The sequence below is a fragment of the Rhizobium hidalgonense genome (assembly GCF_002914525.1).
GTDB classification, from domain to species: domain Bacteria; phylum Pseudomonadota; class Alphaproteobacteria; order Rhizobiales; family Rhizobiaceae; genus Rhizobium; species Rhizobium hidalgonense.
This window is the reverse complement of sequence record NZ_LODW01000139.1, coordinates 201,879-227,150: the sequence shown is the minus strand read 5'-3', so window position 1 is coordinate 227,150 and position 25,272 is coordinate 201,879. Positions and strand designations below refer to the sequence as shown.

The following is a 25,272-nucleotide window of genomic DNA, read 5'->3' as shown; positions in this document are numbered from 1 at the left end:
AATTCAATCCATCGGCGGCGGCGCTATCTCGCGGATGAGGCTGCGCACGGCCTCGATATCACCGTTGAGCGGCCGCTCGTCGCCATAATGGGAGATACGCTCCCGCACAGCCCGATAGACGAGATCCGTACCTGGCGCCCGCGGCGCCGTCGCCGCCAGGAAATCATGCGCCTGGGCGGCGGCCATCAGCTCGATCGCCAGGATATATTCGGCATTGTCGACGACCGCGAGCAGCTTGCCGACGGCAGCTGTCGGATGGGCGAGGAAATCCTCCTGCAGGCCCGAGGTGAGGCCGCCATCCATGGCCGCGGGTGCGGCAAGGCGGCGGTTTTCGTTGCTGAGCGCTGCTGCGGTATATTGGGCGATCATCAAGCCGGAATGGCTGCCGGCGTCGCTTGCCAGAAACGGCGGCAGGCCGCTCACCAGCGGATTGACCAGCCGGTCCATACGCCGTTCGCTGATCGCGCCGATTTGCGCGAGCGCAATCGCCAGGCTATCGGCCGCCTGCCCGAGCGCCGGGGCGACGGCATGTGCCTCCGAGGAGACGATCGGCCGCTCCGGCGTGCCTGAGACCGCAGGATTGTCCGTCACCGAGGCCAGTTCCTGATCGGCGATGCGGGCGGAATTGTCGAAGACGTCGCGGGCGGCGCCATGGGCATGCGGCACCGAACGGAGGCTGAGCGCATCCTGGGTGCGCCGGCCGAAGGCGGCGGCGACAAGGCCGCTGCCGCCAAGGCGGGCGCGTAGTGTCGCCCCGACCTTTTCGATCCCGGCGGACGGGCGCAGCTTCAGCACCGCCGCGTCGAAGGCGGCGATCTGGCAGCCCGCCGCTTCCAGCGTCAGCGCCGCGATCGCATCGGCCCAATCGAGCAGCCGTTCGGTGCGCAAAAGTGCGACGGCAGTTAAACCGGTGGCACAGGCCGTGCCGTTGACAAGGCTAAGCCCTTCCTTGGCGCCGAGCACCAGCGGTTCGAGGCCGATCGCCGCCAGTGCCGCGCGACCGCTCATGCGTTGGCCGCCGAGCGTGGCGCTGCCTTCGCCGATGAGGACGAGCGCCGTATGGGCGTTGTGGGTGAGATAACCCGCCGAGCCTTTCGATGGGACGTCGGGAATGCAGTCATGTTCCAGCAGGGCCGCAAGATGCTCGACGATCTCGCGCCGCACGCCGGAATGGCCGTGGGCGAAATTGGCGATCTGAGCGGCAATAATGGCGCGCACCGCGCGGGCATCGAGCAATGGGCCGACGCCGCAGGCATGGCTGAGCACGATGCTGCGCGACAACAGGCTCTGCGAGGCCCGGTCGACCACCGTGTCGGCGAGCGCCCCGACACCGGTATTGACGCCATAGGCACGCACGCCTGATTCAACGATGCTGGCGACGATGTGGCTTGCCTGCTCGACGCGCGCCCAGGCGGCCGGCGACAGCGCAAGCGCAGCCCCTGCCCCAACGCACGCGACATCGCGCCAGGTCAGCACTTCATCGATGGTGATGGTCATTGACCGCTTCCGAAATGGCCGATGAACTGGCGGAAGGCGGGCGTGGCGCCGCCGGTAAACATCTCATCGGGCTTGCCGCTGCTTTCGATCAGTCCCTGACGCATGAAGACGACGCGGTTCGAGACGTTGCGGGCAAAGCTCATCTCATGGGTGACGACGAGCATGGTCATGCCCTCCTCGGCAAGCGCGCGCATGACGCGCAGCACTTCGCCGACAAGTTCCGGATCGAGCGCCGAGGTCGGCTCATCGAAGAGCATGACCTTCGGCTTCATCGCCAAAGCGCGGGCGATTGCGGCGCGCTGCTGCTGGCCACCGGAGAGATGGGCGGGATAGGCATGACGCTTATCTGCGATGCCGACCTTTTCGAGCAGTGCCTCAGCCTCGGCGATGCAGTCGGCGCGCGGCCGCTTCAGCACATGAACGGGACCTTCGATGACGTTCTGCAGGATGGTCATATGGGACCAGAGATTGAAGGACTGGAACACCATGCCGAGTTCGGAGCGGATATGATCCACCTGCTTCTGGCTGGCCGGCTTCGACTTGCCGTTCTTGTGAACCATTTCAATATGCTCGCCGTCGACCCAGATCTCGCCGTCGCTGGCTGTTTCGAGCATGTTGATGCAGCGCAGGAACGTCGATTTTCCGGAGCCGGAAGCGCCGAGCAGCGAAATCACGTCGCCGTCCTCGGCATCGAGGGAAATGCCGCGCAAGACCTCGTGCGTGCCGAAGCTCTTGCGGATATTGCGGACCGAAAGTCTGGTAACGCCTGGCATGATTGCTCCAATCAGGTCAAAAACTGCCTATGCCTTCAGCGGCTGCGGGGCCGCGCGGCGGTGTCGGGACAGCGAATATTCGAGCAGGGCCATGCCCTGCAGGATGATGAAGTTCAGCACGAGATAGATGATCGCCGCACAGAGGAAGACTTCCATCGTGCGGTAGGTCTGCGAGATCAGCCGCTGGGCGACACCGGTGACCTCCCAGACGGTGACGAGGCTTGCGAGCGCCGTCGATTTCATCATCAGCACGATCTCGGTGGAATAGGCCGGCAGCGCATGGCGGAAGGCGATCGGCGCCAGGATGCGGCGCACCAGCAGGAAGCCGGACATGCCGATCGAGCGCGCCGCCTCGATCTCCTTCGGCGAGACGGCGCGGATGCCGCCGCGAAAGATCTCCGCCGTGTAGCCGGCGGTGCAGAGCGCCAGCGACAGCACGGCGCAGACCATCGGCTCGCGCAGGAATGGCCAGAGGAAGGAATAGCGGATGACGCCGAACTGGCCGAGGCCGTAGAACACCAGGAACATCTGGATCAGCAGCGGCGAGCCGCGGAAGACGAAGATGTAGCCCTTGGCGAACCCTGAAAGCACGGGGTTGCCGCTGACCCGCATCGAGACAATGACGAGCGCCAGCACGCCGCCGAAGAAGATCGATAGCGAAAACAGGATCAGCGTCGTCGGCACCGCCTTGAGCAGGGTTACCATGGTCGAAGCAAGAAAGGTGAAATCCATCGTCGCCTCCTTACGCCTGGCCCATGGCCGATGCCGGCATGCTGCGATTGGCCCGGCGTTCGGCGCGGTTGAAGATGCGGTCGGAAAGGCTGGTCAGGATCAGGTAGAGGCAGCCGCCGGCAATGAAGAACAGGAAATATTGCCGGGTCGAGCCCGCCGCCACCTGGCTGGTGCGCATCAGTTCGGCAAGGCCGGTCACGGAGATCAGCGCCGAATCCTTGAGGCTGAGCTGCCAGACATTGCCGAGGCCCGGAATGGCCAGCCGCAGCACCTGCGGCATGATGATGCGGCGAAAGCGCAGGCCGCGATGCATGCCGATCGCCGAGGCCGCTTCCAGCTCGCCCTTGGAAATGGCGAGGAAGGCGCCGCGGAACACCTCCGCCTGATAGGAGCCGGAAATGATGCCGACGGCAAGCGCCCCGGCGGCAAAGGAAGGCAGGCCGAGGAATCCTTCGTAGCCCATCGCCTTGCCGATCGAGGTGATGGCCGAGGAGCCGCCGAAATAGATGAGATAGATGATCAGCAGTTCCGGCACGCCGCGAAACACGGTCGTATAGACATTGCCGAATGCCACGAAGACAGGGTTGCCCGAGAGTTTTGCCGCCGCGACGATCGCGCCGAGCACCGCGCCGATCGCAAGCGCCGTCGCCGTGACGGCCAGCGTCATCAAGGTGGCGAGAATAAGCAGCGCGCCCCATCCGGTCGAGCCGAAGCCAAGCAGTTCCAAACTTGCCATGTCGTCCGTTCCCCGTCCGCGGCAGCGTTTTGTGGATTGACAATAACATGCTGTCTCCGGCGATAAAGCCGGAGACAGGTGTTTGCGGCCGAAAGGCCGAAACGCTTATTGCTGCGGGCTGACGTCGACCTTGAACCACTTCATCGAGAGGTTCTTGACGGTGCCGTCGGCAAGCGTCGACTTGATCGCCTCATTGAACTTGTCGCGCAGATCCGTATCGGCCTGGCGGATGCCGAGACCTTCGCCCTCGCCCCAGATCGAGCCGACGATCTCCGGACCGGTGAAATCAAGCGTGTCGTTGGCGGACTTGAACGCATTGGCGAAATACACGGCATCGTCGAAGCCGAGGTCGATGCGGCCGTTCTGCAGGTCAAGGTCGCGGTCGGCGCCGGTCTTGTATTCGCGAATCTCGGCGATGTCGCCGAAATTGTCATAGACGAACTTGGCGTAGACGGTCGCTGCCTGGATGCCGATCGTCTTGCCCTTGAAAGCAGCCTTCAGCGCATCGATTTCCTTCACGCCGGTCTGGCCGGGCGTCATCTTTATCGTGGCGCCGGTGCCGGCGGCCTTAGCGAGCGGGCTGTCCTTGGCGGTGGCGAAGGCAGCAGGGGTGGCGGCATAAGGAATGGTGAAGCCGATAACCTGCTTACGCTCTTCGGTGATCGACAGTGCATCCATGATGACGTCGAACTTGCCGGCGTTGAGCGCCGGGATCATGCCGTCCCAGTCGGAAGCGACCAGCGTGCATTCGATCTTGGCGCGTTCGCAGAGCACCTTGGCAAGCTCCGGCTCGAAGCCGCCGAGCGTGCCGTCGGCATTGGTGAGGTTCCACGGCGCATAGGCGCCTTCGAGCGTAATGGTCGCCTTCGTCCAGTCCTTGGCAAAGGCGGGCGCTGCGAAAGCGGAAAGAGCGGCGACGCCGCAAAACAGGATTGTGCTGAATTTCATTGATGAATTCTCCTCTGGAGTTGAAACAGACCTTGCGGCACCACGCCGATCTTCGCCGGCTTGCCCTTTCCGTCCTATTTCTGTGTCCAGGACCGATTGGGAGGTTGTATATGGTACCATATGAGATATTTTGTGATATGCAAGAGGAAAGTCGGTTTATGCGGCGAATTGCATTCGTGCAAAAGGAATAGGCAATGAAGCGTCCCGGGGAAATGAAGCGTGAGCTGGCGGAAAATGATAGCACGCCGCTTTATGCCGGCGTCAAGCAGGTGATCCTCGACCGCATCCATAGCGGCGAATGGCCGCCGAAATACCGCGTACCGTCGGAAAACGAGCTGGTCGTCGAGCTCGGCGTCAGCAAGATGACCGCAAACCGGGCGCTGCGCGAACTCGCCAATGAAGGCGAACTTGTCCGCATCCAGGGCGTCGGCTCGTTCGTGGCGGAGCGCAAGGGCTATTCGGCGCTGTTCGAAGTGCGCAACATCGCCGAGGAAATCGCCGAACGTGGCCACGTCCATGAGGCTTCCGTCGTCGTTCTGGCCCAGGAAACCGCCTCCCCCGAGATCGCCGACGCGCTCGAACTTGAAATCGGCGCGGCGGTCTTCCACTCGCTGATCGTGCACAGCGAAAATGGCGTTCCGGTGCAGATCGAGGACCGTTTCGTCCATCCGGAGGCCGCGCCCGAATATCTCCACCAGGATTTCACCACCCTGACGCCGAATGCCTATCTGACGGCGGCCGCCCCGCTCAGCGGCTCCGAACACGTCGTCGAGGCGGCAATGCCGCAGGCCTGGGAATGCAAGCTGCTGACCATCCTGAAGACCGAGCCGTGCCTGACGATCCGCCGGCGTACATGGTCGGCAAAACAGGTGGTGTCGACCGCCCGCCTCGTCTATCCCGGCTATCGCTACCGGCTTGAAGCCCGCAGCGGTAAGATGTTCGAGGAATGAAAACAGTCGCCATGTTGTATATGGAACATGGCGACTATTGCGAAGCCGGCGTGAAACGCGCCACCAGTGCGTGGCGGTCGCCGGGATAGGTGAAGCGTACATGGGTCACCGGGCCAGCGCCGCTCCAGGTGCGGCGTTCGACCACCAAGCAGGCCGTATTGCGCGCGATATCGAGGGCCGCGGCCAGTTCGGCATTGGCAGAAACGGCGTGGATCCGGTGTTCAGCCGTGCTCCATGGCACCTGATTGAGCAGCCAGGGCCCCGGGGCCACCGTTAGAAAATCGGCATCGGCGGCCTCAGGTACGGTCTCAAGGCTGATCAGCCGCTCCTCCAGGCAGAAGGGCCGCGCCCCGGCATTGTGGATGCAGACGACCTCGACGACCGAGGACGCCGCCGGCAATTCCAGCCGGCTTCTGTCTTCCGCCTTGGCCTTGCGGCTCGCCTTCTTGGAAACGGCATAGGAATAGGGCAGGTTCAGCGACTGCACCTCGGCCTTGATGTCGTGGATTTCGAGAACCGCCGATTGCGCCTGCGGCTGGGTGACGAAGCTGCCGGATTTCTTGCGCCGTTCGATGAGCCCGGCCTTGGCGAGTTGGGTCAGCACCTTGTTCACTGTCATGCGCGAGCAGTCATACTGCGTGGCGAGATCGACCTCGAAGGGAATACGATGCCCCGGCGGCCAATCGCCCGAGACGATACGGCCCTCGATCTCGCCGAGGATGCGCTGATGCAAGGTCAGATCCCTGCTTTGGTTCATCGCCACGTTCCGATTGGTCTCCCCGCTCTAGATCGAATGCCCTGAAAGGAAAAGTGCTTTATCAGGCCGCCAGCAATTCGCCCATCGCAGCGAGGAACCGCCGGTCGATGGCGTCGCGCCCGATATGGCGGCCGCCTTCCACCTGCTTGCGGCCGCGTGCCCAGACGCAATCGACGGAAATGCCGCCGGCAAACAGCCAGTGATCGAGGATCTGGTCGCCCGAGAGATAGGGAATGGCTGACGTATCGAGCGAAACGAGATCGGCATGAAAGCCTTCTACGAGACCGGCCGGCGCTTTCAGCGCGGCACCGCCGCCGGCAAGGGCGTGGGTGAAGAGCGAAAGCGCCGTCGAGCCGCCGGGTGCGGCCACGACATTGCGGGCGCGAAGCGCCAGGCGCTGCGAATATTCGAGCTGGCGCAATTCCTCCGGTACCGAGATCAGCACGTTGGAATCCGAACCGATGCCGTAACGCCCGCCCTCTTCGAGGAAGAGCGGCGCGGCAAAGGCGCCATCGCCGAGATTGGCTTCGGTGATCGGGCAAAGGCCGGCAATCGCGCCGCTCTTCGCCATCCGCCGCGTCTCGTCCTCGGTCATGTGCGTCGCATGGATCAGGCACCAGCGCTCATCGACCGGCATTTGCTCGAGCAGCCATTCCACCGGCCGGGCGCCCGACCAGGCGATGCAGTCTTCGACTTCCTTCACCTGTTCGGCGACGTGGATATGGATCGGGCCGTCGCCCGCCATCGGCACCAGCCTTGCCAGTTCCTCAGGCGTTGCGGCGCGCAGGCTGTGTGGCGCCAGCCCGAGTTCGGCGCCGTCGAGCCGGCCGGTCAGCGCCCGGCATCCCTCCATCAGCCTTTCGAAGCTGTCGAGCGAATTGATGAAGCGTCGCTGGCCGTCGATCGGCGCGGCGCCGCCGAAGCCGGAATGGGCATAAAAGACCGGCAGCAGCGTCAAGCCGATGCCGGACTCTTGGCTCGCCGCCCCGATGCGTTCGGCAAGCTCGGCGATATTGGCATAAGCGCCGCCATCCCGGTCATGATGGAGATAGTGGAATTCGCCGACGCGGGAAAACCCCGCCTCCAGCATTTCCGCGTAGAGCTTGGCAGCGACCGCCTCGACATGATCGGGCGTCATCGCCAGGGCAAACTTGTACATGACGGTGCGCCAGCTCCAGAAGCTGTCATTTGCAGGCCCGCGCACTTCGGCAAGACCGGCCATGGCTCGCTGGAAGGCATGGCTGTGCAGGTTGCCCATGGCGGGAACGATCAGGGCATGGCGCTCATCACCGGGTGCTGCGGAAACGCCTGATACGACCCGGGCGATGCGCCCGGCCTCAACCGTCAGCCGCACATTCTTCTGCCAGCCTTGCGGGGTGAGCGCTGTCTCTGCGTGAAGTGTGGTCATGGCCGTCTTCTCCTCCTGCCGCGCCGCCGATCTTTCTTTTCCAGAAAAGCGCGCAAAATTTCTCTTGTCACCTGTTGATTATGTATATACATGTTTTGGCATAAGGAAAGGCGCAAAGCTGATGACCGGGAACAATTTTTCAGAAGGAAGCCCATCCGCCAACATCCGGCCGGCGCTGTGGCGCAATGCGCGGCTGGCCACGCTTGCTCCTGACAAAGCGGGGCTCGGCATCGTCGAAAAGGGCGCAGTGCTGGTCGAAAACGGCCGCATCGCCTTTGCCGGCGCTGAAAGCGACCTGCCGGCGGCCGCCATCGAACGGTCCGAGATCGTCGATCTCGAAGGCCGCTGGGTCACCCCCGGTCTCGTCGACTGCCACACCCATATCGTTCACGGCGGCAATCGCGCCCGCGAATTCGAGATGCGCCTTGCCGGCGCGACCTATGAAGAAATTGCGCGAGCCGGGGGCGGCATCGTTTCCTCGGTGAAGGCGACCAATGCGCTGTCGGTCGAAGATCTGGTCGCCGAGGCGCTGCCGCGGCTCGACACGTTGCTTGCCGAAGGTGTCACGACGATCGAAGTGAAGTCCGGCTATGGGCTGAACCGGGCCGGCGAAATAAAGATGCTGCAGAGTGCGCGCCTGCTCGGCCATATCAGGCCGGTGCGCGTCGCCACCAGCTATCTCGGCGCGCATGCGACCCCGGTGGAATACAAGGGCCGCAACGGCGACTATCTCGATGATGTCGTTCTGCCCGGCCTCGACGATGTGCATAATCTCGGCCTTGCCGATGCCGTCGACGGCTTCTGCGAAGGTATCGCCTTTTCGACGGCCGAGATCGGCCGTGTCTTCGACAAGGCCAAGGGGCTCGGCCTGCCGGTCAAGCTGCATGCCGAGCAGCTCTCCAATCTCGGCGGCGCCAAACTCGCCGCATCCTACGGCGCGCTTTCGGCCGATCACCTGGAATATCTCGACGAAGACGGCGTTGCCGCGATGGCCGCAGCCGGCACTGTCGCCGTGCTCCTGCCCGGCGCCTTCTACGCCATCCACGAGAAACAGAAGCCGCCGGTGGAAGCACTGCGCCAGGCGGGCGTGCCGATCGCGATCGCCACCGACTGCAATCCCGGCACCTCGCCGCTGACCTCGATGCTGCTGACCATGAACATGTCGGCGACGCTGTTCGGCCTCACCGTCGAGGAATGCATCGCCGGCGCCACCCGTGAGGGCGCCCGGGCACTCGGTCTGCTCGACAAGACCGGAACGCTCGAACCCGGCAAGTCCGCCGACCTCGCCGTCTGGAATGTCGAAAGCCTCGCCGAGCTCGTCTATCGCATCGGCTTCAACCCACTTCACACACGTCTCTTCAAGGGCGAAAGGAACGGTCGATGACCATCACCCTCCACCCGGGCTCCGTCTCGCTCAAGGATCTAGAAATCATCTATTGGACGGGTGCGCCGGCAAGACTCGATCCCGCCTTCGATGCCGGCATAAACAAGGCTGCCGCCCGCATCGCCGAGATCGCCGCCAGCAATGCTCCGGTCTATGGCATCAATACCGGTTTCGGCAAACTCGCCTCGATCAAGATCGACAGCGCCGATGTCGCCACCCTGCAGCGCAATCTCATCCTGTCGCATTGCTGCGGCGTCGGCGCACCCTTGCCCGACAATATCGTGCGGCTGATCATGGCGTTGAAGCTGGTCTCGCTCGGGCGCGGCGCCTCCGGCGTGCGGCTGGAGCTGGTGCGGCTGATCGAAGGCATGCTTGATAAAGGCGTCATCCCGCTGATCCCGGAAAAAGGCTCGGTCGGCGCCTCCGGCGATCTTGCGCCGCTCGCCCATATGGCGGCGGTAATGATGGGCGAGGCCGAAGCCTTCTTCGCCGGCGAACGTCTTTCCGGTGCTGAAGCTCTGGAAAGAGCGGGGCTGAAACCGGTCGTGCTCGCCGCCAAGGAAGGCCTGGCGCTGATCAACGGCACCCAGACCTCGACAGCCCTGGCGCTTGCCGGCCTCTTCCGTGCCCATCGCGCCGCCCAGGCGGCCCTGATCACCGGCGCCATGTCGACCGATGCCGCCATGGGCTCTTCGGCGCCCTTCCATCCTGACATTCATACGCTGCGCGGCCATAAGGGCCAGATCGACACGGCAGCAGCCCTTCGCGCCCTGCTCGAACAATCGGTCATCCGCCAGAGCCATATCGAGGGCGACGAGCGGGTGCAGGATCCCTATTGCATCCGCTGCCAGCCGCAGGTCGACGGCGCCTGCCTCGATCTCTTGCGTTCGGTCGCCCGCACGCTGGAGATCGAAGCCAATGCGGTTACCGATAATCCGCTGGTGCTCTCGGACAACTCCGTCGTCTCAGGCGGCAATTTCCACGCCGAGCCCGTCGCCTTCGCCGCCGACCAGATCGCGCTTGCCGTCTGCGAGATCGGCGCGATTTCGCAGCGCCGCATCGCGCTGCTCGTCGATCCCACCCTCTCCTACGGCCTGCCGGCCTTCCTCGCCAAGAAGCCGGGCCTGAACTCCGGCCTGATGATCGCCGAGGTCACCTCGGCGGCGCTGATGTCGGAGAACAAGCAGATGTCGCACCCAGCCTCGGTCGATTCGACCCCGACCTCGGCCAACCAGGAAGACCATGTCTCCATGGCCTGCCACGGCGCCCGCCGGTTGCTCGGCATGACCGAAAACTTGTTCGCCATCATCGGCATCGAGGCGCTGACCGCCGCCCAGGGCGTCGAACTGCGCGCGCCGCTGTCGACCAGCCCGGAGCTCTTGAAGGCGATCGCCGCGATCCGCGCTAGAGTTCCTGCCCTTGAGACCGACCGCTACATGGCAAATGACCTCGCCGCCGCCGCCGAACTGGTGGCGACGGGCGCGCTGAACGCCTCGGTTTCGACGGGCATCTTGCCGGTTCTGGAGGGTTGATCGTGATGGTTCTGCACTTGGCACCCCGCAACGCCGGAGCGTTTCACCCGTGACCACACCATACGAAACCCGCCAGGGCACCTCGCCCATCATCCTCGGCTTCCCGCACACCGGCACCGATGTGCCGACTGATATCGCCGAGCGGCTCAACGACAATGGCCGGATCCTCGCCGATACCGACTGGCACATCCACCGGCTCTATGACGGCCTGCTCGATGACGTCACGACGGTGCGCGCCACCTTCCACCGCTATGTGATCGACGCCAACCGCGATCCCGAGGGCGGGAGCCTCTATCCCGGCCAGAATACCACCGGCCTCGTCCCGGAAACGGACTTCGACGGCAAGGCGATCTGGAAGGATGGGCAAGCGCCTGATGCGGCCGATATCGCGGCGCGGCTGCGGGATTTTCATGCGCCCTATCATGCTGCACTTGCCGCCGAGATCGAACGCGTCAGGGCAATTCACGGCGTTGTGATTCTCTATGATTGCCACTCGATCCGCTCGCATATCCCCTTCCTGTTCGAAGGCAAGCTGCCGGATTTCAATATCGGCACCGATATGGGCAAGACCTGCGACAGCGCCATCGAGCAGGCGACGCTCACCGTCACGCAAGCGGCGCAAGGTTACGACAGCGTGCTCAACGGCCGTTTTAAGGGTGGCTGGACGACACGCCACTACGGCCGGCCGGAGACCGGTGTGCATGCGATCCAGATGGAGCTCGCGCAATCGACCCATCTGCAGACCGAGGCACCGCCCTTCGCCTATGACGCCGCCAAGGCCGACAGGCTTCGCATCCATCTCAAAGACATTCTGGTGCGCATCGAACAGATCGCACCGGGCCTGAAACGCTGAAGATTGAAACCTGAGAACAGGGGAACCGCCATGAACAATCCACGCCACAATATCCGCAAAATCCGCGCGCCTCGCGGCAACGAACTCAATGCCAAGAGCTGGATGACCGAAGCGCCGTTGCGCATGCTGATGAACAATCTCGATCCCGACGTCGCCGAAAATCCGAACGAGCTCGTCGTTTACGGCGGCATCGGCCGGGCGACCCGCACCTGGGAAGATTTCGACCGCATCGTCGCCACGCTGAAGACGCTGACGGAAGAGGAAACCCTGCTCGTGCAATCCGGCAAGCCGGTCGGTGTCTTCCGCACCCACAAGGATGCGCCGCGCGTGCTCATCGCCAATTCCAACCTCGTGCCGCATTGGGCGACCTGGGACCATTTCAACGAGCTGGATAAGAAGGGCCTTGCCATGTACGGCCAGATGACGGCCGGTTCGTGGATTTATATCGGCACGCAGGGCATCGTCCAGGGAACCTACGAGACCTTCGTCGAGGCCGGCCGCCAGCACTATGGCGGCAATCTCAAGGGCAAATGGATCCTGACCGGCGGCCTCGGCGGGATGGGCGGCGCCCAGCCGCTCGCCGCCGTCATGGCCGGCGCCTGCTGCCTCGCCGTCGAATGCAATCCCGACTCGATCGATTTCCGCCTGCGCACCCGCTATCTCGACGCCAAGGCCGAAACGCTCGACGAAGCGCTCGAGATGATCGACCGCTGGACCAAATCAGGCGAAGCCAAATCCGTCGGCCTGCTCGGCAATGCCGCCGAAATCCTGCCCGAGATGGTTCGTCGCGGCATCCGCCCCGATATGGTCACCGACCAGACCTCGGCGCATGATCCGATCAACGGCTACCTGCCGAAGGGCTGGACGATGGCCGAGTGGAAGGCCAAGCGCGAAAGCGATCCGAAGGCGGTGGAAAAGGCCGCCCGTGCCTCGATGCGCGAACATGTCGAGGCGATGATCGCTTTCTGGAACGCCGGGATTCCGACGCTCGACTACGGCAACAACATTCGCCAGGTCGCCAAGGAGGAGGGCCTCGAAAACGCCTTCGCCTTCCCCGGCTTCGTGCCGGCCTATATAAGACCGCTGTTCTGCCGCGGCATCGGCCCCTTCCGCTGGGCCGCCCTTTCCGGTGACCCGGAGGATATCTACAAGACCGATGCCAAGGTGCGGGAACTGACCCCCGGCAATACCCACCTGCACAATTGGCTCGACATGGCCAGGGAGCGCATCGCCTTCCAGGGCCTGCCGGCGCGCATCTGCTGGGTCGGCCTCGGCGACCGTCACCGCCTGGCTCTGGCCTTCAATGAAATGGTCAGGACTGGCGAGCTTTCCGCGCCTGTTGTCATCGGCCGCGACCACCTCGACTCCGGCTCCGTCGCCTCGCCGAACCGCGAAACCGAAGCGATGAAGGACGGCTCGGACGCCGTCTCCGACTGGCCGTTGCTGAACGCCCTGCTCAACACCGCCTCGGGCGCCACCTGGGTATCGCTGCACCATGGCGGCGGCGTCGGCATGGGCTTCTCCCAGCACTCCGGCGTCGTCATCTGCGCCGATGGCACCGACGATGCGGCAAAGCGTCTCGAGCGTGTGCTCTGGAACGATCCGGCGACCGGCGTCATGCGCCACGCCGATGCCGGCTACGACATCGCCCTCGACTGCGCCCGGGACAAGGGCTTGCGCCTGCCCGGCATTCTCGGGAACTGAGCCTCGTGCGGATCCTGCGCGCCGGCGATTACAAGCGGATGCCTTGGAAAAACGGCGGCGGCGAAACGGTGGAGATCGCCGCTTCGCCCGATGATGCCGGCCTCGCCGGCTTCGACTGGCGCGTCAGCATGGCGACCGTCGCAACGGACGGCCCGTTTTCGATCTTCCCCGGCATCGACCGGACGCTTGTGATTCTCGACGGTAACGGCATGGTGCTCGACATCGAAGGCAGCGCACCGGCGCTGCTGACGACCGCGAGCGACCCCCTGCCCTTCCCGGCGGATATCCCGGTCGCGGCGACACTTCAGGACGGCGCGATCACCGATCTCAACGTCATGACCCGCCGCGACGGTCTCGCCCACACGCTGATCCGCATCGACATCGACGGCGGCAAGTCCGTGCCGCTGACCTCGTCGACATGCCTGCTGCTCTGCCATCGCGGCGCGCTGTCATTCCGGCACGGCTATGAGACCGGCGCGCTTGGGGCCGGCGATGCGCTGCTGATTGCGGATGCTGCTGGAACCGCACTGGAACTCCATGGCGAAGCCAGATGTTATCTTGTCTCGATCAGCACGCCCTGATCTTCGCACAACGGCTTGAAAAAATGGGACAATCGAAAAGTGGCTTAGGCTTTCGCGGCGACGATTGCGATTTCCGGCCATGGACGTCATTCCTGCTTTTGGTCTAAACTTCGCCTTGCTGATGCAGAAGAAGACCTAGACTGTCCGGGCGTGCCGGGTAGCAATGGAGCAGGCGTGACGGATCCCTACGATATTCTCGGCGTTGAACGCGATGCGGACGAGGCCCAGCTGAAGGCCGCCTATCGGCGCCTGGCGAAAGTTGCCCACCCGGATTCGGGGGGCGATTCGCAGGCCTTTGACAATCTGCAGAAAGCCTATGCGCTGCTTCTCGATCCGGTCCGGCGCAAGGTGTTCGATGATACCGGCTATGATGTCGAATTGGCCGATGCCGCCGAGCTGCAGGCGCTTGTGATCATCGAGAAGCTCGTCACCGACGCGGTGCTCGACGAGCGCGCGCCGGGAAGTTTCGATCCCGTCGCCGTCATGCAGGAAAGCCTTTCGGAGGAACTGCGCAAGGCGCGCTTCAGCAAGAGCGAGCTGGAGCGCCACGCCTCGCGCGTCGGCCTGCATCTGGAACGGCTCGAAAAACAGTCCGGCCGCGATGTGCTCGCCCACATGTTCCGCGCCCGCATCGAAGCGATCGCCAAGGCGGTTGCGGAAACCGAGGCGAAGATCAAGGCGACCGAACGCGCCGCCGACATGTTGAGCGGCTATGTATACGACATCGATCCATCGCTGCTGCCGGAGGCCTCGGTCGCCAACCTCGAATGGATCGAGACCTCCAGAAACCGCTCCACCGGCTGACGCGGCCGGCCTAATCTTAATAGGACAGCTTCGGATACCAGTCCGGCGCCCGGCCTTCGGGTGTGCAATCGAGCACGGTCCAGAGCGGCATCAGATCGGGCGCGCCGCGCGGATCCTCGCCCGGATCGGCCGTCACCTGGCCCATCTCCCCGCTCCAGAAATGCCGGATGGTGCCGTCGCGCCGCGTGAAGACGTTGAAAGCCGCGTCATCGCCGCCACCCCGGCCGATGGCGTGATAGTCGCGGCTGTAATCGCCCGTCGGATCGGAATAGAGCGGCAAGTAGTGCCAGCCCCGCTCCTTCTTGAAGGCGAGCAGCCTGCCGATCGGCGAAAGCGCGACGACGGCAAGGGCGACGCGCTGCTGCATGTCAGGCACCTCGCCGTCCCAGGCCGATAGCAGCGAGGTGCACATCGGGCACGGACGCTCGCGCTCCGGGCCGAACATATAGCTGTAGACGACCAGCGTGTCCTTGTCAGCGAAGAGCTCGCTGAAACTTATCGGCCCGTCAACGCCTTCGAAGCGGTAGTCTTTTATCACCTCGCCGCCGGGCGGCAGCGCCCGGCGCTGTACCGCCACTCGCTCGATATGGCGGCGCAATTCGATCTCTTCGGCGAGCAGCGCGTCGCGGGCGATGCGGTATTCCTCGCTCTCATTGGGAAAACGGACACCATTCTTGGCCGCGAGCACGGCGGCGGGTACCAGCTGCTGATGATCCATCACATATCCTCCTTCTGTTGTCGCGCGTCTCGGACGCTCAAAGGATGTGCCGCGACCGCAACGGATTTCCAGCACATCGTTAGGAAGACGATCCACAGATGCGAAAATCGACAGGACCGTGGGAAAACCGGCTGACGGCACAGCAAAATTCTCACTTCGGAATCCCGAAGGACTACCGCTTCGGGATTCCGAAATGCGCCGGTGTTTTTGAGGAGTCACCCGCGAAAAACATGCAATGATTTCAACGCCGCAACCAATTTCGGGATTCCGAAGTGCTATATAGATTATGGTGGGAGATGCTCGCTATCGCCACCAGCACGAACCCAAGACCGTCATTCCAGCTGACGTCCGAAAAGCAAAAAGGGCGCTCGACCCTTGCGGGGAGCGCCCTTATCCTGTCGGACAGCGAACAGTTCGACGACGTCGATACCGTGCGCATCCATTTTTCAGGCAGGACCGCTATATGGACCCTCTCCGCCGCGGTTTCAAGGGCCGATCCGCATCATAGTTTTGCGACGCCTAAATGGCGACGCCGGTGACTGGGTTGACCACGGGCCGTTCGCTTTTGTCGCCTGCTCCGGCCGGCTGTACTGTCGGCGGCGCCATCGATTCTGCGTCGGCGGGCTCCGGCTTTTCGGGAACGGCGCTCACATCTTTGGGGCGGCGCTGCTCGGGCTTTACGTTTTCATCATTCGTCGACATTGTCCGTCTCCTTTCGAGGAAAAAGTCACGGGCGCCGACATGGTTCCGATGACCGAATGGAGGATTGTCGATGTCTGACAGGTTTCTGCTTCAAGGCCCCCGTAATGCCCGTTTCACCATCCTGCTTGCGCATGGTGCCGGAGCGCCGATGGATTCGGGGTCGATGACAGCAGCGGCAGAAGCGCTTGCCGGCGTCGGCTTCAGGGTTGCCCGCTTCGAATTCGCCTATATGGCCGCCCGCCGCACCGGAGGCCGCAAGCCGCCGCCGCGGGCCGAAACACTCAATCCTGAATATGAGGCGGCAATCGCCGAACTCGAAGCCGGCGGTCCGCTGATCATCGGCGGCAAGTCGATGGGTGGACGCGTCGCCAGCATGGTCGCCGACGATCTCCATGGCAGGGGGAAGATCGCCGGCCTGCTCTGCCTCGGCTATCCCTTCCATCCGCCCGGCCAGCCGACGAAACTGCGCACCGGTCATCTCAAGGGGATGACAACACCCGCGCTGATCTGCCAGGGAACACGCGACGAATTCGGGACGCGGGACGAGGTGCCGGGCTATGATCTCTCCGACCGGATCGAGATCCTCTGGCTCGAGGACGGCGACCACGACCTCAAGCCGCGCAAGACAATCTCAGGCTTTTCCGCTGCCGACCACCTCGCCACGATGGCAAAGGCGGCCAAGGCCTGGGCCGAGCGTGACGAGGTGCCGGGCTATGATCTCTCCGACCGGATCGAGATCCTCTGGCTCGAGGACGGCGACCACGACCTCAAGCCGCGCAAGACAATCTCAGGCTTTTCCGCTGCCGACCACCTCGCCACGATGGCAAAGGCGGCCAAGGCCTGGGCCGAGCGGTTGCCGGTTTAAGCCGCCTGCGACTGCCGTCGTCAGGGGGCAAGCTTCCTGACATCGATGCGGCGGTCAGTGGCGAAAACGGTGATTTCGAAGTGATCGGCCTGCGCCACGTCGCGGATATTCCTCGGCCGATGCGCGGCGATGTTGACCCCGCCCCTCAGCCGGACACTGTCATAGAGGATGCCGGCGCCGCCGCTCGAACGCACCTCTTCGCCCAGCACCTGCGACGCCGCATAGCTGGTACCGTCATAGACGTCGCGCCGCAGCGCCTGTTCGCCGCGAATGTCGAGATAGTCGCCGATCAGGATGGCCGAATAGCTTCGATAGGTCCGCACCATCGTCGCCACACCGCGCGCGACGGTTTCGCGCCTGAGGTGATGGCCGACCTCGGCGGCGGCTGTCTTGAGGTGGTCGGCGGCATACCAGGCGCCGAGATCGGCGCCGTTGAAGCGCATGCCACCGGGGGCGACATGCAGGAAAGCCGCCATGACGATGCTGGCGTTCGGCACGCCGTAAACCCATTCATCCTCGGGAAGCCGCTGGATGCGGTCGGCAACGAGACGGTCGTTGGTCCATCCCACAAGCTCCATCACGGCTTCGAGATCGGCCGCCCTCGCCACCGTCTCGAAAAGCCCGATCGGCGGAAATTGCGACGGGATCAGCCGGTAGGATGGACGCGGTGCCTCGGCAAAACGGTCGCTCACCGGAAGACGATGTCCGCATCTTCATAGGGCGTGAAAGCGTCGTCGAGCCTGTTCGGCTGCATATAGACACCACCGCGGGCGCCATCGAGGAAGCGGCGCACGGTTATCAAGCCGTCCTGGGTTCCGTTCGTCACCACGTCGAGCGGCGGATGCCCGCCAAAAACCGACGCCTGATGCGGTGTGCGCAGCCAGGCGACGCCGCCGCGTTCATCGGCAAACAGCACACCGAGCGCCTGATGAATGCCGAGCAGGGCGGATATCCGGGTCAGCGTATCGACATCGAGGGTGAAAGCCCCATGCTCGCGCGCCTGCTTGGCCCAGCTGTGGTAGGTCGAGCGGGAGGGATAGCCGAGCACCAGCAGCCGCTGCTCTTCGCTCAGGCCCCAGAGATCGGCGATTGCCAGGAAGGTTCGCAAGGCCGGTGCGCTGAGCTTCCGACGGTTTGCCGGCGCAAAGCGCTTCATGTCCAGCCGCTGTGGCGCCTGGCTTTCCCGCTGCGTGCGTCGCGCGTGCTGCATGAAAGTCTCCTGTCTTGAATTAGACATAGTCCAAATCTGGGCGATCTTCAAGCGGATTTAAAGAGCCTGGCTTCAGGAAAGCTGCCCGGCCGCTTCGCGGATCGTCTGCATCAGGATCGATTGCGGCACGGACGGCACGGCATCGGCACGCATCGTCAGCCCCACCGGCCCCTTGGTCTCGCCGGTATCGACCGGCAGCAGCGCCAGCCGGCCGTCGGCCACATCGTCGGCCACCACGCCGTTGGAAATGATCCAGATTGCGTCGCCTCCCCTGAGGAACGCGCGGCCGAAGGAATCCGACACCGTCTCGATCTGGTTCGGCAGGCTGGAGACGCCGTTGGCGATGAGGAAATTTTCGACCACCGGCCGGATGATCGAACCCCGCGTCGGCATCAGCACCGTATAGTCGCCGAAACCAGCAAAGGGCGATTGCCGGCCGTCGAGCAGCGGATGGCCGGGGCGAACGGCAAAGACCACCTGCTCGGAATAGAGATGCTCGAAGGAAAAGCCCGCCATCTTCTCCGCCCCGGCCAGGCGGCCGACGACGACGTCGAGATCGCCGACGCGGAGCTGCTCCAGCAATACGGCATTCTCGCCGGTGACGATCTTCACCCGGCTCCAGGTCCGCTCCTTGAGGAAGAGTTCCATCGCCCGCGGCATGATGCGCGACGACACCGTCGGCAGCGCGCCGATGCGGATCGGCGGCGCATCGGCGAACTGCTCCTGCGAGACGGAATCGAGACCCTGGCGCAGCGCCGTCAGCGCCGCCCCGGCATGACGCAGGAAGACCTCGCCGTAACGGGTGATCTTGATGCCGCGGCCGTCACGCTCGAAGACGGCGACACCCAGCGCCTGCTCCAGCTCGCGGATCGTCTTCGTCACCGCCGGCTGGCTGACATGCAGCAATTCGGCCGCCTTCATGACGCTCTTCTGCCGCGCCACCTCGACAAAGGTCTGCAGATGACGAAACTTGACGCGGCTGTCGATCATCTCCCATAACTCCTGGGTTATCGAAACGCCTGAAAATATCATTTTACTTAACCGGATCAACCATTCAGTTTTGCTATCCGGAGGCGGTGACAAGTTTGGCGGGAAGCCAACCCCACTCTCCGTCATCCTCGGGCTTGACCCGAGGATCCATGCCACAGCTACCGGTGGGTGCCGTGGGATGCTCTGCTCAAGGCCGAGCATGAGAGAGGATGGAGGGACGGACGGAGCCATTCGCAGCGTAGGCGCCCTTGTCCGGACCTCGCTAGCGGAACCAAACCAATGCCAGCCTCTCGGTTGGACTGACTTGATGGAGGAGAGCGACGTGCAATTTGCCCGCATAAACGACGTGACGATCCATTATCAGGTCATCGGTGCGCCTGCCGACCGGCCGGTGATCGTCTTTACCAATTCGCTCGGGACGGATTTCCGCATCTGGCGCGACGTCGTGGTGCGGCTTGCCGGGGACTACGCCATCGTGCTTTACGACAAGCGCGGCCACGGCCTTTCCGATGTCGGTCAGCTCCCCTCGTCGATCGAGGATCATGCCACCGATCTCGCCGGCCTGCTCGATCTGCTGTCGGTGAAAAATGCCGTTGTCTGTGGGCTCTCGGTCGGCGGCCTGATCGCCCAGTCGCTCTATCAGCGGCGGCCGGATCTGGTCGGCGCGCTGATTCTTTGCGACACCGCCCACAAGATCGGCACGGCTGAGAGCTGGAACGCCCGCATCGCCGCGGTGGCGAAAAACGGCATCGCCAGCATCGTCGACGCCATCATGGAGCGCTGGTTTACGCCGGCCTTCCGCCGGCCCGAAAACACCGCCTATTCCGGCTATTGCAACATGCTGACGCGCCAGCCGGTCGAGGGGTATATCGCCGCCTGCGAAGCCATCCGTGATGCTGATTTTTCCGAAGCGGCCAAGGCGATCGCTGTGCCGACGATCTGCATCGTCGGCGACCAGGACGGCTCGACGCCGCCCGATCTCGTGCTCTCCACGGCGCGGCTGATCCCGGACGCCCGCTACGAGGTGATCGCCGACTGCGCGCATATTCCCTGCGTCGAGCAGCCGGAGGCGCTGACGGCGATCATCCGCGCCTTCCTCACATCCATCCCACCTGGAGACACCAACCGATGAACGAGACCGCCTCCTCCTCCGAGCGTTACCGGCAGGGCATGGCGACCCGCCGTGCCGTGCTCGGCGACGCCCATGTCGACCGCGCCGCGGCCGCGACGACCGAATTCGACCGCCCCTTCCAGGAATTGATCACCGAAGCCGCCTGGGGCCATGTCTGGTCGCGCCCGGCGTTGAGCAAACGCGAGCGCTCGATCGTCACCATCGCGCTGCTCGCCGCTCTCGGCCAGGATGACGAGGTCGCCATGCATGTGCGCGCCACCGCCCAAACGGGTGCGACCCGCGAGGATATTTGCGAGGCGCTCTTACATGTGGCGATCTATGCCGGCGTTCCCGCTGCCAACCACGCGATCAAGATTGCCAAGCAGGCCTTTGCACAGATGGACGCCGAGAAGGCGGCCTGAGGGAGAGATATGTCCGAACGACCCAACCAAAAGCCCGAGACCGGCGCCTTCTTTGCCCGCGACCGAGCCTGGCATGCGCCGGCGCTGACCCCCGGCTACAAGACGTCAGTGCTGCGCGCGCCGCAACGCGCGCTGCTGTCGCTCGACGGCACGATCTCCGAAACGACGGGCCCGGTCTTCGGCAATTCGATGATCGGCGAACTCGACAACGACCTGATCCTGAATTACGCGCGGCCCGGCGAAAGCGCCATCGGCGAACGCATCATCGTTCATGGCCGGGTGCTCGACGAACGCGCAAAACCGGTTGCCGGCGCGCTGGTCGAGTTCTGGCAGGCCAATGCCGGCGGTCGCTACCGCCACAAGAAGGAAAGCTATCTGGCGGCGATCGACCCGAATTTCGGTGGCTGCGGCCGCGCCATCACCGATGAGGAGGGGCGCTACCATTTCCGCACAGTGCGGCCCGGCGCCTATCCCTGGCCGAACGGCGTCAACGACTGGCGCCCCGCCCATATCCATTTCTCGATTTTCGGCCACGGCTTTGCCCAGCGGCTGATCACCCAGATGTATTTTGAGGGCGATCCGATGATTTGGAAATGTCCGATCGTCGGCACCATCCCCGACAAGGCGGCGATCGAGCAGCTGATCGCGCCGCTCGACTGGGGCAACACGATCCCGATGGATTCACGAGCCTATAAATTCGATATCGTCCTGCGCGGCCGCCGCTCGACGATGTTCGAAAACAGGCTGGAGGGCAATTGACCATGCAGCAGCTCGGCTATCTCAAGGAAACCCCGTCGCAGACGGCAGGGCCGTACGTCCATATCGGCCTGACGCCGAATTTCTGCGACATAACGGGCGTCTACGACAGCGATCTCGGCACGCAGATGGTCAACGACAAGACGCTCGGCGAGCGCATCACCGTCACCGGCCGTATCTTCGACGGCGCCGGCGCGCTGGTGCGCGATGCCGTCGTCGAGATCTGGCAGGCCGACAGCGCCGGCCTCTATAACAGCCCCTCGGAGATGCGCGGCGCCGCCGATCCGAATTTCACCGGCTGGGGCCGCTGCCCGACCCGCAGTGAAGACGGCGTCTACAGCTTCGAGACCATCAAGCCCGGCCGCGTCCCCTTCAAGGACGGTCGCAGGCAGGCCCCGCACATCACGGTCTGGATCGTCGCCCGCGGCATCAATATCGGCCTGCAGACGCGCATGTACTTCCCGGAGGAGACGGAGGCCAATGCTGGCGACCCGCTGCTGTCGCGCATCGAACATCGCGAGCGCGTCGCAACCATGATTGCCAGTCGTGACGGCGCGACTTGCCATTTCGACATTCGTCTGCAGGGTGCTGACGAAACGGTGTTTCTGGATATTTGAGAGTATGCGGGTGGCTTGTTTGAGGGCTCCGCGCAAGTGGCCCCCTCACCCTGCCCTCTCCTCGACGGGGAGAGGGGAACAGTGCCATACGAGATCGCCTGCTCATAGGCACCGACATTGCCCAAGTCCTTTCGCCCCTCGGGGGCCCGAAGGACGGGTCGAGACCAGTGGCTCGACCCCGGGGGTGGCGGCGCCGGATGAGGGGGCCACCATCACGAACGAGAAGACCATGACCGCATCGCCCTTCGACCACCCCTTCCTCTCCGGCCTGCTCGGCGACGACGAAATCGCGCCCTACTTCTCCGCCGAGGCCGATATCCGCGCCATGCTCTCCTTCGAAGCGGCACTGGCCAAGGCCGAAGCCGGCCATGGTTTCATCCCTGCCGAAGCCGCAAGACGGATCGCCGAAATCTGCGCCGGCTTCTCTCCCGATCTCGCCAGCCTGCGATCGGCAACGGCACGGGACGGGGTCGTCGTCCCCGATCTCGTCAAACAGCTGCGCGCCGCGGTCGGCGAGGAAGCGGCCAACAGCCTGCATCTCGGCGCCACCAGCCAGGATGTGATCGACACCAGCCTGATGATCCGCCTGAAGGCGATCACCTTTCTGTTTGCCGGCCGGCTTTCTACTATTGCCGCAGGGCTCGATGGGCTCGATCGCCAGTTCGGCGGCAACCGGCTGATGGGCCATACCCGCATGCAGGTGGCGATCCCGATCACGGTCTCCGACCGGCTCAATGCCTGGCGCGCACCGCTGATCACCTATCGCGACCGCCTGACCGAGCAAAATTTTCCCGTCCAGTTCGGTGGCGCCGCCGGCACGCTGGACAAGCTCGGGGCGCAAGGCCCGGCAATCCGCGCCTCGCTCGCCCAGGAACTCGGCCTGACCGATATAACGCAATGGCAGAGCGGGCGGCTTCCGATCGCCGATATTGCCGGCCTGTTCTCGTCGATTTCGGGCAGCCTCGGCAAGATCGGCCAGGATATCGCCCTGCTTGCTCAGATGGGCCACGAGATCGAAATCGCAGGCGGCGGCACCTCGTCGGCGATGGCCCACAAGCAGAACCCGGTTGCCGCCGAAGTCCTGGTCTCGCTCGCCCGCTTCACCGCCACTGTTCTTTCAGGCATCCACCAGTCCCTTGTTCATGAACAGGAACGCTCCGGTGCCGCCTGGACGCTCGAATGGCTGCTGCTGCCGCAGATGACGATGGCAACCGCCGCCTCGCTACGGTTGGCGGGGGAATTGGTGGGGAATATCAGACGGCTTGGAACGGCTTAAAGCGCGTCTACCCGCTCAGCCATCACCCAAGCTTCGCTATTGCCCGCAGATTATCGGCCGTCGTTGTCGGGAATTCGAAGAATTCGAGATAGGCCGGGATCTGTTCGAACAGCATATCCGTCCCGACTTGAAAGGCGCAGCCTCGAGCTCGGGCCGCCTCGAGAAAAGGGGTGATCTCCCGGCTCATCACGACTTCGCCGACGAAGGTCGAGGGCGAGATGCGGTCGACATCGATCGGCAGAGGATCGCCCCCTCGCATTCCAAGCGGGGTCGCATTGACGACGATGTCGAATCCGGCCGGATCGAGAGAGCCGATCGTGACCTGCAGCTGCGGATAATATGTCTTCAGCCGATCGAGCAACTCGGTCGCGGTCGTTGCATTGGCATCGAAGATTGCCAGATGGGCGACGCCGGCCTGCGCCAGCGACGCGGCGATCGCCGAGCCGACGCCGCCGGCGCCGACGACGAGCGCATGAGCGCCCTCGAGTTTTTTGCCCTTGCGCAGAACGCCGCGGACGAAGCCCTCGCCATCGAACATGTCGCCGATCAGCCTGCCGTCGGAGCTGAGACGCACGGCGTTGCACGAGCCGGCGACTTTAGCGCTGGTAGACGTTTCGTCGAGCAGCGCCATCGTCGCAATCTTATGCGGCATGGTGATGAGTGCGCCGTGGATATTGGATAGCCGGAAAACCAACTTCAAGAAGGCCGGATAATCCTCCGGCCTGCAGCCCATCGGCACGACGACCGCGTCGATCCCGGTCTCTTCGAAATAGGGATTGTAGATTAGAGGCGCCTTGAAGGACTCGGTGGGATAACCGAGATGGGCGATGAGTTTGGTCGTCCCGGTGATCATGTGGCTAAACTTTCTGGGGATCGGAAGAGGCGCCGTCATCAGAGAGGTGGATCATCTGCCCCGAGCCTGCCGACCTCTTGATCGCTTCGATGACCCTGAGGGTCGCGAGCCCCTCTCGGCCGCTGATGAGGGGCGCGGCGTCGCCACGAATGACATCGCAAAAATGCTTGAGCTGAACGCAGAGTGGATCAACTGCCGGGAAAGGCACGCGCTCCTCGGCAAGCGGCTTTAGCCAATCGGGCTTCGACGGGCTTGTCCAAATCGTCAGGTCGGGAATTCCGAGCGACCCTTTCGTGCCGCCGACCTGGTAGCAGAATTGATCGTAACGGGGATAAGCCGGATTTTCACCGGTGGTCGCCTCCCAGCTCCAGGGCGCGGCGACGGCATCGCTGCCGTTGAGCGTGGCGAGAACACCGTTTGCGAACCGTAACAAGACGACAGCGCTATCCTCGACAGCGTGGCCCCGCACGGCGTGCGATTCCATTGCCTGGACGGCATCGACGTCACCGAAGAGAAAGCGGAAGAGGTCGACATCGTGGATCAGATTGACGAAGACTGGTCCGGCGCCCGCTTCACGCCGCCAGCCGATGTCGAAATAATCCTCGGGCTTGGCGACCCAGAACGTGCCGTGGACGGTGACGATCCGGCCAAGCCTGCCGCCGTCGACGATCTGTTTGGCCGCCTGGATCATCGGATTGTGGCGCCGGTGATGGCCGATGAGGAGCGGCACCCCCGCCGTCTCGCCGGCGGCAACGAGTCTTGCTGCAGCATCGACATCGTCGGCGATCGGCTTCTCCAAGAGAACAGGAATGCCGGCAGCGATAACCTCCATTCCGTTTTCGACGTGAAGCTGGTTCGGCGTTGCCACAATGACGCCGTCAGGCCTGTCCTCGGCACCGATGTCCTGGAAGTTGGCGTACCAGCGGATTCCGGCATTTCGGGCAAAGTCACGACCGGCAGCGGAAGGATCGATCACCGCGGAAAGTACGGTTCCGGGTTCGGACATCACGCGCTCGGCATGGCGTCTGCCGATCAGGCCGGCTCCCATCACTGCAATCTCTAACGGCTTCATGATCGGCTCCTGAATTTCGAC

Annotated in this window: 26 protein-coding genes and 2 pseudogenes; 14 read left to right on the top strand and 14 right to left on the bottom strand. The window is 63.7% G+C overall.

Annotation, left to right across the window (positions count from 1 at the left end; translation table 11 throughout):
* Positions 1-3 precede the first annotated feature (3 nt).
* The 5 genes from ATY29_RS36135 to ATY29_RS36115 all read right to left on the bottom strand — a co-directional run bounded on the left by ATY29_RS36135 (position 4) and on the right by ATY29_RS36115 (position 4,686).
* On the bottom strand, positions 4-1,497 hold the full coding sequence (locus ATY29_RS36135; protein ID WP_097534442.1) for an HAL/PAL/TAL family ammonia-lyase: 1,494 nt from the start codon (positions 1,495-1,497) through the stop codon (positions 4-6).
* Positions 1,494-2,270 carry an ABC transporter ATP-binding protein gene (locus tag ATY29_RS36130; RefSeq protein ID WP_003563377.1) on the bottom strand — a complete coding sequence of 259 codons (777 nt, stop codon included), beginning with the start codon at positions 2,268-2,270 and terminating at the stop codon, positions 1,494-1,496. Before ATY29_RS36130 ends, ATY29_RS36135 begins: the two co-directional genes overlap by 4 nt.
* Before the next feature lie 27 nt (positions 2,271-2,297).
* Positions 2,298-3,002, bottom strand: a complete 705-nt coding sequence (locus tag ATY29_RS36125) for an ABC transporter permease (RefSeq protein ID WP_003563379.1) — start codon at positions 3,000-3,002, stop codon at positions 2,298-2,300.
* Between the two features lie 10 nt (positions 3,003-3,012).
* Positions 3,013-3,738: an ABC transporter permease gene (locus ATY29_RS36120; protein WP_003563381.1), complete on the bottom strand. Its 726-nt coding sequence runs from the start codon at positions 3,736-3,738 to the stop codon at positions 3,013-3,015.
* 105 nt (positions 3,739-3,843) lie between these two features.
* Positions 3,844-4,686 carry a transporter substrate-binding domain-containing protein gene (locus tag ATY29_RS36115; RefSeq protein WP_003563384.1) on the bottom strand — a complete coding sequence of 281 codons (843 nt, stop codon included), beginning with the start codon at positions 4,684-4,686 and terminating at the stop codon, positions 3,844-3,846.
* Between the two features lie 194 nt (positions 4,687-4,880).
* Here ATY29_RS36115 and hutC (ATY29_RS36110) point away from each other — a divergent pair, with 194 nt between their 5' ends.
* On the top strand, positions 4,881-5,636 hold the full coding sequence (gene hutC, locus ATY29_RS36110; RefSeq protein WP_025419001.1) for a histidine utilization transcriptional repressor HutC: 756 nt from the start codon (positions 4,881-4,883) through the stop codon (positions 5,634-5,636).
* Positions 5,637-5,670: 34 nt separating this feature from the next.
* On the opposite strand, the gene hutC (ATY29_RS36105) is transcribed toward hutC (ATY29_RS36110), so the two are convergent.
* Both hutC (ATY29_RS36105) and ATY29_RS36100 read right to left on the bottom strand, forming a co-directional pair.
* Complete coding sequence (gene hutC / locus ATY29_RS36105) at positions 5,671-6,393, bottom strand: histidine utilization transcriptional repressor HutC (protein ID WP_003563389.1); 723 nt, start codon at positions 6,391-6,393, stop codon at positions 5,671-5,673.
* A gap of 61 nt (positions 6,394-6,454) precedes the next feature.
* Entirely contained in the window at positions 6,455-7,801 is a 1,347-nt protein-coding gene (locus ATY29_RS36100) for a formimidoylglutamate deiminase (protein WP_097534440.1), read from the bottom strand.
* A gap of 121 nt (positions 7,802-7,922) precedes the next feature.
* Between ATY29_RS36100 and hutI the strand changes: the two genes are divergently transcribed.
* The 6 genes from hutI (at position 7,923) to ATY29_RS36070 (ending at position 14,659) form a co-directional block, all read left to right on the top strand.
* Entirely contained in the window at positions 7,923-9,185 is a 1,263-nt protein-coding gene (gene hutI, locus ATY29_RS36095) for an imidazolonepropionase (RefSeq protein ID WP_097534464.1), read from the top strand.
* On the top strand, positions 9,182-10,717 hold the full coding sequence (gene hutH / locus ATY29_RS36090; RefSeq protein ID WP_097534438.1) for a histidine ammonia-lyase: 1,536 nt from the start codon (positions 9,182-9,184) through the stop codon (positions 10,715-10,717). The genes hutI and hutH overlap by 4 nt, the downstream gene beginning before the upstream one ends.
* Before the next feature lie 49 nt (positions 10,718-10,766).
* Positions 10,767-11,570 (top strand): N-formylglutamate deformylase, encoded by an 804-nt coding sequence (gene hutG / locus ATY29_RS36085; RefSeq protein WP_097534436.1) that lies wholly within the window; start codon positions 10,767-10,769, stop codon positions 11,568-11,570.
* A gap of 30 nt (positions 11,571-11,600) precedes the next feature.
* Entirely contained in the window at positions 11,601-13,274 is a 1,674-nt protein-coding gene (gene hutU, locus ATY29_RS36080) for a urocanate hydratase (RefSeq protein WP_097534434.1), read from the top strand.
* A 5-nt stretch (positions 13,275-13,279) separates the two neighbouring features.
* On the top strand, positions 13,280-13,855 hold the full coding sequence (locus ATY29_RS36075; RefSeq protein WP_097534432.1) for a HutD/Ves family protein: 576 nt from the start codon (positions 13,280-13,282) through the stop codon (positions 13,853-13,855).
* A 174-nt stretch (positions 13,856-14,029) separates the two neighbouring features.
* Positions 14,030-14,659 carry a J domain-containing protein gene (locus tag ATY29_RS36070; protein ID WP_003563403.1) on the top strand — a complete coding sequence of 210 codons (630 nt, stop codon included), beginning with the start codon at positions 14,030-14,032 and terminating at the stop codon, positions 14,657-14,659.
* Between the two features lie 16 nt (positions 14,660-14,675).
* On the opposite strand, the gene ATY29_RS36065 is transcribed toward ATY29_RS36070, so the two are convergent.
* Positions 14,676-15,377, bottom strand: coding sequence for a DUF899 family protein (locus ATY29_RS36065; protein ID WP_097534430.1), 702 nt, complete (start codon positions 15,375-15,377; stop codon positions 14,676-14,678).
* A gap of 519 nt (positions 15,378-15,896) precedes the next feature.
* A complete protein-coding gene (locus ATY29_RS36060) occupies positions 15,897-16,079 on the bottom strand; it encodes a hypothetical protein (protein ID WP_003563407.1) in 183 nt (60 codons plus the stop codon).
* A 70-nt stretch (positions 16,080-16,149) separates the two neighbouring features.
* Here ATY29_RS36060 and ATY29_RS36055 point away from each other — a divergent pair.
* Together ATY29_RS36055 and ATY29_RS38610 are read left to right on the top strand one after the other, a co-directional pair.
* Positions 16,150-16,776: pseudogene (locus ATY29_RS36055) on the top strand (alpha/beta hydrolase family protein); the annotation flags it as partial.
* 3 nt (positions 16,777-16,779) lie between these two features.
* Positions 16,780-16,944: pseudogene (locus ATY29_RS38610) on the top strand (alpha/beta family hydrolase); the annotation flags it as partial.
* Between the two features lie 20 nt (positions 16,945-16,964).
* On the opposite strand, the gene ATY29_RS36050 reads toward ATY29_RS38610, so the two are convergent.
* The 3 genes from ATY29_RS36050 to pcaQ all read right to left on the bottom strand — a co-directional run bounded on the left by ATY29_RS36050 (position 16,965) and on the right by pcaQ (position 19,144).
* Entirely contained in the window at positions 16,965-17,636 is a 672-nt protein-coding gene (locus ATY29_RS36050) for an RES family NAD+ phosphorylase (protein ID WP_025419010.1), read from the bottom strand.
* Positions 17,633-18,154, bottom strand: a complete 522-nt coding sequence (locus ATY29_RS36045) for an MbcA/ParS/Xre antitoxin family protein (RefSeq protein WP_097534428.1) — start codon at positions 18,152-18,154, stop codon at positions 17,633-17,635. The genes ATY29_RS36050 and ATY29_RS36045 overlap by 4 nt, the downstream gene beginning before the upstream one ends.
* Before the next feature lie 72 nt (positions 18,155-18,226).
* Entirely contained in the window at positions 18,227-19,144 is a 918-nt protein-coding gene (gene pcaQ / locus ATY29_RS36040) for a pca operon transcription factor PcaQ (protein WP_097534426.1), read from the bottom strand.
* Positions 19,145-19,466: 322 nt separating this feature from the next.
* Here pcaQ and pcaD point away from each other — a divergent pair, with 322 nt between their 5' ends.
* The 5 genes from pcaD (at position 19,467) to ATY29_RS36015 (ending at position 23,326) form a co-directional block, all read left to right on the top strand.
* Positions 19,467-20,276 (top strand): 3-oxoadipate enol-lactonase, encoded by an 810-nt coding sequence (gene pcaD / locus ATY29_RS36035; RefSeq protein WP_097534463.1) that lies wholly within the window; start codon positions 19,467-19,469, stop codon positions 20,274-20,276.
* Entirely contained in the window at positions 20,273-20,677 is a 405-nt protein-coding gene (gene pcaC, locus ATY29_RS36030; RefSeq protein ID WP_003563419.1) for a 4-carboxymuconolactone decarboxylase, read from the top strand. Before pcaD ends, pcaC begins: the two co-directional genes overlap by 4 nt.
* A gap of 9 nt (positions 20,678-20,686) precedes the next feature.
* Entirely contained in the window at positions 20,687-21,436 is a 750-nt protein-coding gene (gene pcaH / locus ATY29_RS36025) for a protocatechuate 3,4-dioxygenase subunit beta (RefSeq protein ID WP_097534424.1), read from the top strand.
* 2 nt (positions 21,437-21,438) lie between these two features.
* The gene (pcaG, locus tag ATY29_RS36020; RefSeq protein WP_003563423.1) at positions 21,439-22,050 is read left to right on the top strand and encodes a protocatechuate 3,4-dioxygenase subunit alpha; all 612 of its coding nucleotides are present in this window, start codon (positions 21,439-21,441) and stop codon (positions 22,048-22,050) included.
* A 229-nt stretch (positions 22,051-22,279) separates the two neighbouring features.
* Positions 22,280-23,326: a 3-carboxy-cis,cis-muconate cycloisomerase gene (locus tag ATY29_RS36015; protein WP_097534422.1), complete on the top strand. Its 1,047-nt coding sequence runs from the start codon at positions 22,280-22,282 to the stop codon at positions 23,324-23,326.
* 22 nt (positions 23,327-23,348) lie between these two features.
* Here the strand turns inward: ATY29_RS36015 and ATY29_RS36010 are convergent, their stop codons facing one another.
* Together ATY29_RS36010 and ATY29_RS36005 are read right to left on the bottom strand one after the other, a co-directional pair.
* Positions 23,349-24,179, bottom strand: a complete 831-nt coding sequence (locus ATY29_RS36010) for a shikimate dehydrogenase family protein (RefSeq protein WP_097534420.1) — start codon at positions 24,177-24,179, stop codon at positions 23,349-23,351.
* Positions 24,180-24,183: 4 nt separating this feature from the next.
* Entirely contained in the window at positions 24,184-25,251 is a 1,068-nt protein-coding gene (locus tag ATY29_RS36005; protein ID WP_097534418.1) for a Gfo/Idh/MocA family protein, read from the bottom strand.
* Between the last annotated feature and the right edge of the window lie 21 nt (positions 25,252-25,272).